Origin of the sequence: Paenibacillus sp. B1-35, from assembly GCF_050474385.1 — a bacterium.
Lineage (GTDB): Bacteria > Bacillota > Bacilli > Paenibacillales > Paenibacillaceae > Paenibacillus_B > Paenibacillus_B alvei.
The window spans coordinates 112634-127259 of record NZ_JBCHVJ010000006.1; the positions used below are offsets into that span (position 1 = coordinate 112634).

Here is a 14626-nt window from a genome sequence, read left to right on the forward strand (position 1 = left end):
TATACGGCGTCTTTCTTACGCACTTATTTCTTTTCGCGTGGTTGGCTCATACGCTGGCGAGCTCCATGATATTCCCCATCCGCTGGTATAAGCTGGCCTGCCTTTCCTAGCCCAAATGCTGGCATATGATTGTATACCGCTTCGTACTGCCCAGGTTCAATGCGATAGGTTTCATGAAAAATACCGACCTTCCCACCCTTGCCTGTCTGATGGAATTTGCGCCATGTTTCCTTATGGAATCCCTTTTTGGCATACTGCTCCAAGTGATCGAAGGATCGCCAGTACTGCACCAGCATCGGACCATTTCGACCTATAAAATATTCAGCATGCAAAAATCCGTGCTCCTTATCCTGATACAGCTCCTTCATCATGCGCGGCATTGCTTGCATGACCGGAAGCCATTTATGAATGGCAAACCAGCGGTTGACCCGCATTCCAATAATGAATACGACGAACGATCCTTCCATCCTTGCAGCAAAACGACCTACATGAATCCCCATATTCTCTCCCCCCCTATTTAGCAAGAACCTCTAAATGCTCCATATAACAAGCCATAATCTCATGACTCCTCATCATGAGATGGGCTGTTAAATACCCTCCATAAAAAATCGTAAACAACATTTCCGTCATCTGCTTGATACTGTAACGTTCCGTGGCTTCTCCTTTTGAAATCGCCTCCTCCGCAATCCGCTTCATGAGAATATATAAATTCGGATCTATCTCCCGGGCCTGCTGTTCTTTTTCCGGAAAAAGCAGAGATATCTCTGCATCCGACAAAAGGGGCATAGATGGATGCATTTTCTCTTCAGCGAGCAGTCCAACTAAGCGAAGCATAATACCTGGCCTTTGACGGTCATCTTCTGCTACGCAGGCGAATAAATGCTTCGCTGCTTCCCATCCTTGAAGACCTTGCTCATCAATTTCCAGCCAACGCTTCGTCAACCAGACACACATGTAATAAACAAGCACATCTTCCTTTTTCGGAAAACATTTAAAAAAGGTAACCTTCGACACTTCTGCTCGAGCGCAAATTTCTTCCACCTTCATGTCGCGAAATGATTGCTCTATGCTCATATCTAAACAAGCTTCATATAGAGCGACTTTAATTTTCGCTTTTTTCCGCTCTCTCAGCGGGATATTCGTCATCCCCATCGGGTAGTTCAATCCTTTCTTGCCGGCAATACAATAAATATACCTAAGTATTTAAATTAACTCAAGTAAAGTTTTCTAATAGGAGTCACCCTTCGTTTGGACTCGGCGTCCTTTTTATGTACAATGGAGTGATAAGTACTAGAAAAGGAGATAGATACGTGTTTGAGTGGAAAAATATTATTCGCGGGATTCTAATAGGGGCAAGTGACCTAATTCCCGGAGTAAGCGGTGGTACAATTGCGGTTGTACTCGGATTTTATGAGAAACTGATCGCCTCGATCAGCGGGTTCTTCAGCCGGGAATGGAAGAAGCATCTTGGCTTCCTTATCCCGCTTGGTATCGGTGTTGGTTCAGCTATTTTGCTGCTTAGCAAAGTGATGAAATGGCTTTTGGCGGAACATCCTCAGCCAACCTTCTTCTTTTTCCTTGGACTAATCGTTGGTATATTGCCGTTTTTATGGAGAGAAGCTGATGGATCCCGTAACTTTAAGCCTATCCACTATATTTTACTGCTTATTGCAGCTGCGGCCGTGGCGGGTACTGCATTTTTCAAACCAGACGATCACAACACAATTATCGAGCTTACTGCATCGTCTGGTATATTTCTATTTTTCGCTGGATGGCTTGGCAGCATGGCGATGATACTGCCTGGTGTAAGCGGATCGTTCGTATTGCTTCTGCTTGGCGCATATCCGACGGCTATTCACGCCTTGTCTACGCTGAACTTGCCGCTCATTGCCATTATTGGTGCGGGTGTCATAGTCGGATTTGTTGTCAGCACCAAGTTCATCCGATTCTTGCTTGCCAAATTCCCGTCTATTATGTATGCCATTATTATTGGGATGGTGGTCGGCTCGTTAGTCGTGGTCTATCCTGGGCTTAATGGCTCGCTTGGAACGTTGGCTGTGAGCGTTATTACGATGATACTCGGATTTATTGCAGCTTACGTGCTAGGAAAGCAGCAGCCACAACAATAAAGCTGGCTTCGAACAAATTGTTATATATAAACGACAGCAAGGCACCTTATCTTATTTGCAAAAGCAAAAGATCAGGTGCCTTGTTGTATGAATGCACGGTATAGGTTTTCAGTTAGGTAAGTGACATTCTACTTGTTGTGCTGCTGCTCCTCTAACGGGCATCTGACAGTTGATGATACTGGCTATGCAGCGGACGCAATTCCAGCCAGCGTTGGAACGATAGACCATCCCGCTGCTCATCATAGAGCGGATGCTCGGTCTCGCCAAGATGCGCCTCTGGCAGGTTCGATGAGCCTTGGAATGTCAATTGCACAGGCAAGGTCAGCGTGTCTGGGTAACCAGGAATTGCGGAAGATAAGCGGCCCTTCACATGGCGCACCTTGCTGGACGAAGAATGCTGCGCATGCTCCGGCTCAATTTGAACCCATACGTCCCAACTCACTTGCCCTCTTCCATTGCGGAACGGGACGGTCAATCTGCTGTGTATATAGTAATATTCATCGTCCATAATGCACTCATCCGGTGTAATCTGACACCGTTCTTCCCGCTCCCACGGCTCAATTTCTGTTACATAAAATGGTGCGGAACAATCCGTATACACACTGAGCAATGGGGCATCGCTTGGCTTTCTAAATCGTGCGCGGTGTCTCCGCCTCTTCCATTGCAATCCTGCTCTAGTTTCTCTCTCTTCCATATCTCTCCACTCCTTCTACTTATTTTTTACGCGAAAATAAGAGAAATGAAAGAGGATATTTGTGAACATTTTTCAACATTATTCTACAAAGTACAACAAATAAGATGTCTATTCATGTCGAAAGAAGTGTAATTTCGCCTTTCACCCTACTTTTTACCGTTTTATTCAATTCGTAGATTCGATTTACAGTGCAATTCGGCATCCCTCACTCGTCATTGCCTTACAGTTCTTGCCTCAGTCGAACTCATAAAAAAACCTGCAAGCATTAAGCTGCAGGTTAAAGTTACAGTTATTCATTAAATTAGCGATTAAGCAAGCTCCCCACATAACGAAGCAATTCATTTGCACAGACCGGGCAGTAGCCGTGCTCCTCCATCAGTCTGGCCGAGACCTCATTAATGCGTTTCAGCTGCGTTTCATCCGGCGTTTTCGTGGACGTCGTAATTTTGACAATGTCCTTCAAATCAGAGAATAGCTTCTTCTCCACGGCTTCGCGCAGCCGGTCATGACTGTTATAGTCGAACTTGCGTCCTTTGCGAGAGTATGAGGACAACCGTATGAGAATTTCCTCACGGAACGCTTTTTTTGCATTTTCCGATACGCCAATCTGCTCCTCGATGGAACGCATCAGCCGCTCATCCGGATCCAGCTCCTCGTCTGTAAGCGGATCACGTAACTTCTTCCAATTGCAGAACGCCTCAATATTGTCCAAATAATTCTCGAACAGTGTTTTCGCCGACTCCTCGAACGAATAGACGAATGCCTTCTGCACTTCCTTCTTCGCAAGACTGTCATATTCTTTGCGAGCAATCGAGATGTAGTTGAGGTAGCGTTCCCGCTCTTCCTTGGTAATTGAAGCATGCTGATCCAATCCATCCTTTAGGGCACGCAATACATCTAATGCGTTAATGCATTGAAGGTTCTGCTTAATAAGCGCACTCGATATCCGATTAATGACATACCGAGGATCTACGCCTGACATTCCTTCTTCGGTGAATTCACTTTGCATTTCCTTCAGATCATTTTCCTTATAGCCTTCCACCTCTTCACCGTCGTACATTCGCATCTTCTTCACCAAATCCATACCCTGCTTCTTGCTTTCCTTCAAACGGGTCAAAATAGAGAAAATGGCGGCTGCCTTCAAGGCATGAGGTGCTATATGAACATGCCCCATGTCGCTCTGACCGATCAGCTTGGAATAGATACGCTCTTCCTGCGATACCTTCAAGTTATACGGAATCGGCATGACAATCATACGAGATTGCAGCGCCTCATTTTTCTTATTGGCGATAAAACCTTTATACTCGGCCTCATTCGTGTGTGCGATAATGAGTTCGTCCGCCGAAATTAACGCAAATCTCCCCGCCTTAAAATTCCCCTCTTGTGTAAGTGACAGCAAATTCCATAGAAACTTCTCATCACACTTCAACATCTCCTGGAATTCCATCAGCCCACGATTCGCCTTGTTCAGTTCTCCATCGAACCGATATGCTCTCGGATCGGATTCGGAACCGTATTCCGTTATCGTGGAGAAGTCAATACTCCCGGTCAAATCCGCTATATCCTGCGACTTTGGATCTGATGGACTGAACGTTCCGATCCCGATCCGATTCTCCTCGGATACAATTACCCGCTCCACCAGCACTTGCTCGATGTCATTGTCATATTCCGTTTTCAATTTCAGTTGGCACGACGGGCAAAGATTCCCTTCAATGCGGACGCCCAGTTCACGCTCCACCTCAGATCGAAGCTCATTCGGTATCAAATGCAGCGGCTCTTCATGCATAGGGCAGCCCTTAATTGCATAAATAGCTCCCCGCTCGGTTCGGGAGAACTGCTCCATGCCTCGCTTCAGCATCGTGACCAACGTTGATTTCCCTCCGCTAACAGGCCCCATCAAGAGCAATATCCGCTTCCGCACATCAAGCCGCTTGGCAGCTGAGTGGAAATATTCTTCCACCAGTTTCTCAATGGCACGGTCGAGACCGAAAATCTCTTTATCGAAAAACTTATATCTCTTCTGCCCGTTAACCTCTTCCACACCATACGACGCAATCATTTCATACACGCGCGCATGTGCCGTCATCGCCGGAGCGGGGTCACGACGCAGCATCTCGACATATTGTTTGAATGTTCCGGTCCAGGCCAATTGTTCACTTTCGGCGCGATGTTCTGAAATCCGTTTGAATATGTCCATCCCTTTAAACCTCCATTGCTCCCGATTTGCAACTCAGCCATTATCGCCGCTTTGCGTCTGTCTCACTTTAGAGAAAAAATTAGTGTACTACATAACTATGCGGAACAAGCCTATGAATATCACGAAAATTTACTGCATATACTTCCGAACCTCAGGTAGATCTCGAGCGTGATATAATGGAGCAATGAGCAGTAGGAAATTAGGGGGAGGAGGAGTCATAATGATGTTTAGCTCCCCTTTTTTTCATCGGGAAAGGAGTATATCTTGGGTATGGGCAAATCAACAGCATCAACTACCCGAATCGGTAGAGCAAAAAAATCTGAGAATCTGCAGACCGAAGCGTCAAGTGCAGAGCTAATCATCAATCAACCATTGTCGTCTGGGCGGCTTGAGCAACAGGAGCAGCAAGCAGAGCTTTCGAGGGCAATCCGCAAGGAATCAGAGCTGTATGCCCCTATAAAGGCATACTTCGAAGCGATTGGATATCAAGTTCGCGGCGAGGTTCGCCATTGCGATATGGTTGCCATCCGCCCAGGTGCACCAGAAGCAGAGCCCATTATTATAGAACTGAAATCTTCCTTTAATGTTACACTGCTGCTGCAGGCCTTAGATCGAATGAAATTGTCCTCGACAGTATACGTTGCTGTTGCCAAAAAAAAAGCAACCCGAAGCAGCCACTCTATTCATGGACTTCGTCAGTTGTGCGAACGCCTTGGGATAGGCTTCCTTCTCGTCACCTTCTACAAACGCAAGGCGCCATTTGTAGAGGCTATATGCCATCCTCCTGGCTGGACAAGCACAGAGCAAGGGAGCTTATATAAGCCTAAACCAGTTAAAACGGTCAAGGCCAGAACATCCCGGCTCGTTCGTGAATTCCATGCGCGGAGCGGTGACTATAATGTTGGCGGTACGACGAAGCAGCCACTCGTCACGGCCTATCGCGAGAAGGCACTGCGCGTGGCGAATGTCTTGCAGGAGGGCCCTCTTCGAGCTGCTGTTGTGCGCAGCAGAGCGGGAGTTGGTGATGCGGCGAGCATACTGCAACGAAACTATTACGGTTGGTTCGAGCGCCAAAGCCGTGGTATTTACACACTTACACCTGAAGGGACAACGGCCGTCACGCAGTATGCAAACATTATCGCGAAGCTGCCCGGACTATCTCAGTAATAAGATAAATGGATGATTTCAGCACGTATGTAGTCCTTTCCTCCCTTTGTTCCACTATCCCCTTGGGTCAGTTGACTTGTGGTACGACGATTGCGGGACAACGATTCGCAGTACAACAATTCGAAGTACGGCGATTACAGAACAGCAATTCACAGTAAATCAATTCGAACAACAACGATTCGCAGAACAGCAATTCTCAGTAGATCAATTCGCAGAACAACGATTCGGAATCGCAGCAACGATCCACAGTAACTGAGCGAAGGGGAGAGTGTACCAAAGCAGCGGAAGAGAGAAAAGGGGCGAGGACAGAAGCAGGAACAGGAGCAGAAATAGAAACAGAATCAAAAACAGTTGCAAATTCTGATGACAGTATCCTATTCCACTTACTTTCTGTATCAAATAGCCGCTATCCTGACTCCATAAAAAAACAAGCACCTCAAAAGGGATGCTTGTTTTTATCTATTCCATTGCTTCCACCTGCACTTCTGTGCAACTGCGAAAGATTCAATTTTCAGTATACTGACTTATACACCAGAATAGCGGCCAAGGAATTCGGATGCAGCATCTGTCAGGCGCTCCATACCGGTACGAATTACGCTAGGCTCCGCGAATGAATAGTTGAGACGCATCGTATTGCGATTTGGCTCCCCAGCGTAGAAGGAAGTTCCCGGAACAAATGCAACACCCTTCTCTACTGCAACCTTCAACAATGCTTGCGCGTCCAAACCTTCTGGAAGCTCTACCCAGAAGAACATGCCACCTTGCGGAGTATTCCATTTCGCGTCTTTCCACATTTCTTGCTGCAGCTCGGACGCCATTGTTTCCATGCGTTCCTTATATACTCCAGACAGCTTGCGAATATGTCCATCCAGATCAAACACTTCAGGAAGAAGCATCTCGCCTAGGATCAGCTGATCCAGGACACTGGAGTGAAGATCCGCAGATTGCTTCGCTCTTGCCATCATGCGAATCACCTGCTTGTCAGCAACGATCCATCCTGTACGCAGACCTGGGGCAACCGTTTTACTGAATGTGCTCGTATATGCAACGATTCGCTCCTCCGGTTTGCCTTCTAAGGAAGCAATATTCGGTACGTTATTGTCTGTAAACTTCAAGTCGCCATACGGATCATCTTCCAATACGAGAACCTCGTGCTCAAGGCACAGATTCAACAGCGCTTGTCTGCGTTCCAAGCTCCATACCCGCCCTGTTGGGTTGCTGAACGTTGGTACGATATAGACAAACTTCGGATTGTGCTCTTTCAGCTTAGCAGCCAAATCTTCTGGCACCATGCCGTTGCTATCGCTTTCCACCGGAATGATGCGGGCATTATAGGAACCAAGCACCTGCAGGCATGCAAGATATGTTGGGTTCTCCACCAGAACAACATCACCTGGATCCAACAACGCTCTTGCGAATAAATCTATCGCTTGCTGAGAGCCTGATGTAACTAGAATCTCATCCACTTCTGCTTGAATGCCACGATTCGCCTTCATACGAGCTGCCAGTCTCTCGCGCAGCACAACGGCCCCTTCAGTCAATCCGTACTGCAAGGCTTGGGGACCTTGGCTAAATACACGCCCAGAAGCTTCACGAATCGCATCGATCGGGAACAATTCGTCTGCAGGCAATCCACCAGCAAATGAGATTATCGACTTGCCTTGTGTCAGTTTAAGTATATCGCGTACTACCGAACTCTCTACAGAGCGCACACGAGCAGAAAAATTATATTGCATAACGTATCATCCCTTCCTATTTCCAAAAATGATACACCCAACGCATTATTAATGCAACGGTCAGTATGATTTGCAGTCATCACAATCTTGTCACCTGTGTAAGCGTATCCGGCATCATAATTACATTATATAGTGATCGTTCTCATTGTGTAAGCACCCGTACAGGCTGTTTCACTACTTCAATTATATGTTTAAGCGAAAGCGAAATCTATGCCCCAATACATGTTAGTTAGCTATCGATTAAGGAACAGCAAACTTTCGTGCATTATCTCCTTCCATGCTTGTATTCTTGTATGCCTTTATGCTTGCTACTGTAACATTTAACTTGCCATCATACGTATGTGTATAACTCATTTCGAACAATAAGGAGTGCCCTACCACTATAAATAAGATGATTAGGCACTCCTTATGCGATCAACACGAATATGTTTTTTCTGGTATATCCACCCATTCTAAACAGTCGGCTCTCCACTGTGAAGCAAACCATTTATCGTTCGGAATGGAATCGAAATAATAATGCAGACACCCTCTCCAGGGGAAGCCTTCCATGTCATACTGCCATTTACCAGCAATACACGTGCACGGAGAAGCTTCAGCCCCCGCACCTTGGCACGCTCATTGAACACAGTTGCCGCTTCAAAGCCGACTCCATCATCTTCATACAAAATAACAATTTGCCCATCTACCTTGTACAATTGAAGCTCAATCGAGCGTGCATAAGCATGGTAAAAAGAATTATACAGCAGCTCCTGCACCATCCGGAATACATGGAGCTTCATAACGGGGTACAGTGCGTCTATCCCTGCTTCAGGATCAACCTGGAACTGCACCCGTTCCGCCCACTCTGAACATTCTCCTTCGATAAATTGCCGTACCGCATTGGCGAATCCCGCCGTGTGCATAAGCTGAGGATCGAGTGCCAAGCAGGTATGCCGCAGCTTCATATTTACATCGGTCAGCTGCTTTTCAATTTCGACTGCCTGCTGCCGTGCATCATCCGCTTCCGTGCTCATTCGGATCGCATCAAGCTGAATCCCAATATCATGCAAACGTCGCATAACGGTATGCTGCAGCATGTTAGACAGCTTCCCTTTATCCTTCTCTATGGAACCAAACATTTTCTCGATTACCCATGGTCCTGTTGTTAAGGACTGGAGGGTCACAGGCTGCCGCTCGGTTTCCTGCTTTAATTGTTCGATTTGCGTATTCAGCATATGAATCATCATTACTTTTTTCATGCCGATATTCATATAGCGGATCAATTGGCGAATCCACTCTTGCTCTTCCATGTTCAGCTCTGACCCATCTTCACGATGTGCGACTACCAAATAAGCAATATACACATCATGCCGCTCAACCTCGAACCAATAAGCCGATTCCGAAGAAAATTGACCCGAGCGAACCCGACGCTCCACTTCCGTTGCATCCAGTGCACCATCAATATAGAGTTCCACATCATTGTGAGGGTTCTTGATGACGAGCGCCGCTCCTCGAACGTTCAAATTTTGAATAATGGAATAAAGGATAGCCTTCCCCCATTCCTGCATCGTATCAAGTGCCGTTAATTGACCCGTAATCAATTGCAGAGACTCCTTCAGCCGCTCATCGCTAGGAAAAATCGCTGTCGTGAGCTTCCGATTGAAGTAAGGGAAGCTGTACAACACTACAGACAGTAAAATAACAATAAAACCAAAGCTGAACACATGCTGTACAATCGTATGCGATTCAACGAAAATGATCGCATTTAGTCCAACCACGAGCGCTCCAGGAACCATCGCAATAAGGACAAGCGCCACTACACGTTTGATTACGATCTCGAGGTCGGATAATTTATGGAACTGATTCAAGTACACAAAGCTTAACGGCATCAGCAGCGTGAACCACCCCGTCAGCAGCGGCGATACAAGCGGATCCTGCCGGAACAGCATTGGAACATAGGTCAATAAAAGAATTGGTGCAAACGCAATCCCCATCCATATCCATACATAACGAATGACCGCTGCAATATGAGGGGAACCTTGACGATTGCGATAATAGGTCGACGCAACCCAATAGAAGTTGTAAGCGACACCGCTCAAAAAGAGCCAATCTGCAACAAAATTATCGATTTGATATACATCATACACATAATCGGTCAACAAGAATGTTGATTTCAATACGAAATACATGCCGACGATTCCATAGAACAAATAAATGCCTCGACGCGAGTATGTAATCCCAGCCTTCTCATAGAAAAATTGTGCAATGAAGTGCAGTAGTACGATCGGCATTAAGGCAACAGCAGACCAAATAATGATTTGCCCAATCAGATCTCCACGGAAGGTAGCCCCCATACTCATATAAATGATGATCATAATGAGCAGCAAGCAGCACAGCATCCTCATGGATAAAGCAGAACGTTTCTTCCACCATATGTATCCTGCAAGCACAATAAAAATGAATTCACTTGCGAAAGGCAGCACACCGGAAAATGGATGGCGCGGTTCATTCGCCATATCGATTAACCTGCTATGCCCGAGATGATCGATAACGATATATTCAGCTTGTTCAACGGTGTGCCATCGACGTACGGTCGGATGCTCTTGCGGCGGCTTGCCGTTAATGCTTACAATGCGATCTCCAACCTCTAGTTGCTGACGCTTCGCAAATTGGCCATTGGAAAATTCAGCAATTTTCCATTCTCCCTGCTCAATCTCTACGCGAAGCCCTAGGTACGGATATCGAACCGTAATAAAAACAAACCAGCATTGTAATAGAAGCAATACAATTAATCCTATTTTTGTAAACGTTTTCAAGTATTTTGATATGATATCTATTTTTTCCATCCCTTTTCTTTACCCCTGACGGAAGTATCATTTATCGACATTTTTCATCATAAACCCTCCTTTATTCTATCGAACCCCTCCTGTAACTTCAATGCAGGATTTGTATGAATTTTGCATTTTCACCACCAAAAATGATAGAATTCATGCTAGAATGAGTATTGTTTTTATCTTACCATTCGACTTCTTTCGAGGTGATTCAATGCAACCAACAGCACAGACAGAACGCGACAGTGCACGTCGCTCCCGAACGAAGACGAGCGGAGCTAGCGCCAAATGGTTTCTCCTTTTCTGGGTCATTATGATCGGCATTGGAGTAACTGCTACCTACTTCTACAGCACCCATATGAAGAAATCGATGCTTCAGGAACTCCAAGTGCAAACCCAAGCCCAGCTGCAGCAAGTCAAATTAGACTATGAAAAGCAGCTTGGCGAGTTAAATAAGAAGATGGACGCCATGCAAAGCAAAGTTCAATCGTTCAATGAACTACTTACGTTTACGAAAGATAATACTTCGAACAAAACAGACAACAGCAACAAGCTGTATACTCAATTGAACGAAGTGAAAAAGCAGCTGGCAGCGCTGCAGAAGAAGATGGATTTGTTGAAATAACAAGCGAGGCGGTTTTTATGAAGTTGCAAGTTAAAGTAGTCAACCGAATGTTCATGATGATTACCGCACCCTTTCTTGGCATGATGATATGGATGCTGATTTCTTCGCAAAGTGTGTCGCTTCAATTAGAGACTGCGCCGCTTGCTGAGCCGGCATCATTCAATGAAAAGCAGTCCCGAGTATCCTCACAATTAGATAAGGCTAAGGAGATAGCTGTCCACACCGTTGAATCCGTGCGTCATATTTCTACCTTGTATAAGCAAACGACGACCACGATGAATGACATCGTCCTAACGGCAAGCCAACAGGCTAAGCGTCCGGAGCGAATCTATGATCAACGGATTACAGCTCGGCTGGGCACTCCTCAGGAACGCATCGACAGTGAGAAGCTGCGTGCGGAGCTATATATCATTAATCAGCCAACCTATCGCGGATATGCAATGAAGGTCAAGTTGAAGGATCCTAAAGCGATGCGAATGACACTTGGCCATGATGAATATGGCGGCTCGGAGACAACCATGCAGGCCGTGAAGCGCTATAACGCGGTTGCTGGCATTAATGCTGGCGGTTATGCAGAAAGCAAAGGCAAGCGTTATCCGCTCGGAACCACCGTCATGAATGGCAAGTATATCTCTTCCTTTGAGCCGAGCTTCAAAAATTTGTCCTTCGTTGGGATGGATGTTAACTCTCGATTGATCGGGGGAAAATTTTATCAGAAGGAAGAATTGGACAAGCTCCAGCCAAAGTATGGGGCAACGTTCGTTCCTGCCTTGCTCAAAAATGGTGCAAGTCTCACGATCCCTGATAAGTGGAAGACATCTCCTGCACGGGCCCCGCGCACGGTTATCGGCAATTACAAGGATGATCAACTGCTCATTTTAGTTGTGGACGGATATAATGAAAGCGGAAGTTCAGGAGCAACCTTGGAAGAATTACAGCGGAAGCTGGCCAATCTTGGTATCAGGGATGCATACAACCTGGATGGCGGCGGATCATCGACACTTGTGTTCAATGGCCGGGTTGTGAATACGCCATCTGATGGTGAGATGCGCTCTCTTCCTACTCATTTCTTATTCTTTAAGTGACAACTTGCGCAACAACCTGCTTTTCATATTTTCATTTTGGTATGTTTTGGGTATAATAAAAGCATCCATTGGGGGTGTGCATATCATGTCCGTAACATTTTGGATTATTATGCTCGTATTCGCCATGTTCATTACGGCTATGCTGACTGCTGGCTACAATGAGGATAAGACGAGCGGCTTGTAAGAAGAAGAGGCTTTCCGAATCCGGAAGGCTTCTTTTTTTATGCTTTATTCTTGGAATGCTTTATGTAAGATGAGACTTTATGTACGATTTCTAAATCTGGATACTTCAGGTTCGATTGACACCCGTTACCTATCTTGATACAGTAGGAATAACGAGGCATTTCGCCCCCGATGGGGCGAGGTGCCTTCGTGCATATGTAAGGTTTTTTACATTTAATGGTCTGCAGAAGAAAGGAATGATGCAATGATCCAGGTTAAAGAGTTTGTGGATGTAAGTGCTGCAACAGCAGAAGAAAAGGCTAATGATTTTTTGGCCACGCTGCTGGAAGAGCAGGTGATTGAGATTAAATACTCGGCTGGGTATCGCTTGAATCGCGATATCTCCGAGCAAAGAAGCTGTATATTGGTTGTTTATCGGACAGCTAGCGTTCCTGCTGGGAAGCACGAACCATAGCTGCCCTCACAAATTGCGATAAGGGAGAGTATAAAAGATGATGCAGCAGTTTCAAGCAGTGACACGGAATATTGAAAAACGAAGCGAAGTCCGGCAGCTTCGCTCTGAAGGGAGAATTCCATGCGTTCTCCTTCAACAACAAGCCAGTGTGAACCTTCACATGGATGCCAAAGCGTTCGCCCTATGGGTTAGAGATGCGGCTCACAACCAGCTGGAGTTGAGTATTGATGGGGCAAATCCAATTACGGCACAGGTTCAAGAGATACAACGTCACCCTGTAACGAATGATATTCTGCATGTTGATCTGCTAGCATGCCAATCTACTGCACTTGCATAGAACAAGGCTCAGAACGGAAGCCATAATGTCAAGGATAGGGAATTCCCTATCCTTGGCTTTTTCATCATATGCTCTACTCCTGCGGACAAGCTTCCGACATGTGAACGCATGAGCATCTTTGTACAATAGAAATAACCCATAAAAAAGAAGCACCACCGAATGTGATGCTTCGCTTCCATGTTTCTCTCTATCTTGCCAAGTGGGTCATTTCGTGCATGCATTGCGTGCATATGTAACGATCCTTAAAATCCGCTACCCCGTCCATTGAACCGCAGAATACGCACTTCGGACGATAGCGCTCGAGAATAATATGATCTCCTTGAACTAAAATTTCAACAGGATCCCCCTCGTTCATCTGGTAACGCTTCCTAAGCGACTTAGGCAGTACAATGCGTCCCAATTGATCGACTTTACGGACAACACCGGCAGGTTTCATCAGTTCCACCTCTCTTGTATATACTCTTCTCTCTTGTTTACCCTCGAAACTACTGCCCCTACTACTTCGATGCTCCGATCCAAAATCCTGCTGAAATTTGTCAATTCAATTCGTTTTTATTCAATTCTTGTAATTAGGTGCTAATTACCTCAAATTCATGAAGTCTGCCTGACGCAGTGCTTCATACACGACAATTGCCGCCGCATTAGACAAGTTGAGCGATCGAACCTTGTCTGTCATTGGCATGCGCATGCATGTCTCTGGATTCGCATCAATAATTTCCTGAGGAAGTCCTTTCGTTTCTTTGCCGAACACGAAAAAGTCCCCATCCTGGAAGGAAAAGTAACTGTAGCAGTTATCTGCTTTTTTCGTCGCGTAGAAGAAACGTCCATCCTTATATTTCTCCTGCAGCTCCTGGAACGAATCATAGTAATGAATCGTAACTGCATACCAATAATCGAGCCCCGCACGCTTCAAGGTTGCATCATCCGTTCGGAACCCGAGTGGACGAACCAAGTGCAGATGGGTGCCCGTTGCAGCGCAAGTACGCGCAATATTTCCTGTGTTTGCTGGTATTTCTGGTTCAACTAATACGATGTTGAATGCCATCTGATGTTCACCTCACATTTCATTGTTTTATTATACACCAAGAAGGCAAGCCTATTGCTTTGCTTCCTCTTCCATCGCATCAGGATCGAAGTTACCTTTACACAATATTTACATCGATCGAATTGACACTGAATTTAGCATGAATTATTATAGTTCTACAATCG

General features: G+C 45.8%; 15 protein-coding genes. 7 read left to right on the top strand and 8 right to left on the bottom strand.

The features are described from left to right. Positions 1-23: 23 nt before the first annotated feature. Both ACQ5BJ_RS19730 and ACQ5BJ_RS19735 read right to left on the bottom strand, forming a co-directional pair. Positions 24-500 carry a DUF4188 domain-containing protein gene (locus tag ACQ5BJ_RS19730; protein WP_005551464.1) on the bottom strand — a complete coding sequence of 159 codons (477 nt, stop codon included), beginning with the start codon at positions 498-500 and terminating at the stop codon, positions 24-26. Positions 501-513: 13 nt separating this feature from the next. After that, positions 514-1152 (bottom strand): TetR/AcrR family transcriptional regulator, encoded by a 639-nt coding sequence (locus ACQ5BJ_RS19735; protein WP_430112056.1) that lies wholly within the window; start codon positions 1150-1152, stop codon positions 514-516. A 116-nt stretch (positions 1153-1268) separates the two neighbouring features. Between ACQ5BJ_RS19735 and ACQ5BJ_RS19740 the strand changes: the two genes are divergently transcribed. After that, positions 1269-2129 (top strand): DUF368 domain-containing protein, encoded by an 861-nt coding sequence (locus ACQ5BJ_RS19740; RefSeq protein ID WP_268623033.1) that lies wholly within the window; start codon positions 1269-1271, stop codon positions 2127-2129. A gap of 151 nt (positions 2130-2280) precedes the next feature. On the opposite strand, the gene ACQ5BJ_RS19745 is transcribed toward ACQ5BJ_RS19740, so the two are convergent. Next, a complete protein-coding gene (locus tag ACQ5BJ_RS19745; protein WP_268623034.1) occupies positions 2281-2823 on the bottom strand; it encodes a DUF2199 domain-containing protein in 543 nt (180 codons plus the stop codon). A 301-nt stretch (positions 2824-3124) separates the two neighbouring features. Further along, complete coding sequence (locus tag ACQ5BJ_RS19750) at positions 3125-5020, bottom strand: PrkA family serine protein kinase (RefSeq protein ID WP_289356108.1); 1896 nt, start codon at positions 5018-5020, stop codon at positions 3125-3127. Positions 5021-5290: 270 nt separating this feature from the next. Between ACQ5BJ_RS19750 and ACQ5BJ_RS19755 the strand changes: the two genes are divergently transcribed. Both ACQ5BJ_RS19755 and ACQ5BJ_RS19760 read left to right on the top strand, forming a co-directional pair. Then, positions 5291-6187, top strand: a complete 897-nt coding sequence (locus ACQ5BJ_RS19755; RefSeq protein ID WP_268621668.1) for a DUF2161 family putative PD-(D/E)XK-type phosphodiesterase — start codon at positions 5291-5293, stop codon at positions 6185-6187. 76 nt (positions 6188-6263) lie between these two features. After that, positions 6264-6443 carry a hypothetical protein gene (locus tag ACQ5BJ_RS19760; protein WP_430112059.1) on the top strand — a complete coding sequence of 60 codons (180 nt, stop codon included), beginning with the start codon at positions 6264-6266 and terminating at the stop codon, positions 6441-6443. A gap of 268 nt (positions 6444-6711) precedes the next feature. Here the strand turns inward: ACQ5BJ_RS19760 and ACQ5BJ_RS19765 are convergent, their stop codons facing one another. Then, a complete protein-coding gene (locus tag ACQ5BJ_RS19765) occupies positions 6712-7923 on the bottom strand; it encodes a PLP-dependent aminotransferase family protein (protein ID WP_005552195.1) in 1212 nt (403 codons plus the stop codon). Between the two features lie 452 nt (positions 7924-8375). Next, on the bottom strand, positions 8376-10748 hold the full coding sequence (locus ACQ5BJ_RS19770; RefSeq protein ID WP_005552196.1) for a sensor histidine kinase: 2373 nt from the start codon (positions 10746-10748) through the stop codon (positions 8376-8378). 199 nt (positions 10749-10947) lie between these two features. On the opposite strand from ACQ5BJ_RS19770, the gene ACQ5BJ_RS19775 reads away from it, so the two are divergent. The 4 genes from ACQ5BJ_RS19775 to ACQ5BJ_RS19790 all read left to right on the top strand — a co-directional run bounded on the left by ACQ5BJ_RS19775 (position 10948) and on the right by ACQ5BJ_RS19790 (position 13417). Further along, positions 10948-11358, top strand: a complete 411-nt coding sequence (locus tag ACQ5BJ_RS19775; RefSeq protein ID WP_005552197.1) for a hypothetical protein — start codon at positions 10948-10950, stop codon at positions 11356-11358. Positions 11359-11375: 17 nt separating this feature from the next. Next, positions 11376-12443 carry a phosphodiester glycosidase family protein gene (locus ACQ5BJ_RS19780; protein WP_268621661.1) on the top strand — a complete coding sequence of 356 codons (1068 nt, stop codon included), beginning with the start codon at positions 11376-11378 and terminating at the stop codon, positions 12441-12443. A 427-nt stretch (positions 12444-12870) separates the two neighbouring features. Continuing rightward, positions 12871-13080, top strand: a complete 210-nt coding sequence (locus tag ACQ5BJ_RS19785) for a sporulation protein Cse60 (RefSeq protein ID WP_005552201.1) — start codon at positions 12871-12873, stop codon at positions 13078-13080. A 37-nt stretch (positions 13081-13117) separates the two neighbouring features. After that, positions 13118-13417 carry a 50S ribosomal protein L25 gene (locus ACQ5BJ_RS19790; protein WP_005552202.1) on the top strand — a complete coding sequence of 100 codons (300 nt, stop codon included), beginning with the start codon at positions 13118-13120 and terminating at the stop codon, positions 13415-13417. A 187-nt stretch (positions 13418-13604) separates the two neighbouring features. Here the strand turns inward: ACQ5BJ_RS19790 and ACQ5BJ_RS19795 are convergent, their stop codons facing one another. Together ACQ5BJ_RS19795 and trmL are read right to left on the bottom strand one after the other, a co-directional pair. Continuing rightward, positions 13605-13853: an AbrB/MazE/SpoVT family DNA-binding domain-containing protein gene (locus tag ACQ5BJ_RS19795; RefSeq protein WP_005552205.1), complete on the bottom strand. Its 249-nt coding sequence runs from the start codon at positions 13851-13853 to the stop codon at positions 13605-13607. Positions 13854-13997: 144 nt separating this feature from the next. Continuing rightward, a complete protein-coding gene (trmL, locus tag ACQ5BJ_RS19800) occupies positions 13998-14462 on the bottom strand; it encodes a tRNA (uridine(34)/cytosine(34)/5-carboxymethylaminomethyluridine(34)-2'-O)-methyltransferase TrmL (protein ID WP_430112063.1) in 465 nt (154 codons plus the stop codon). Positions 14463-14626 lie beyond the last annotated feature (164 nt).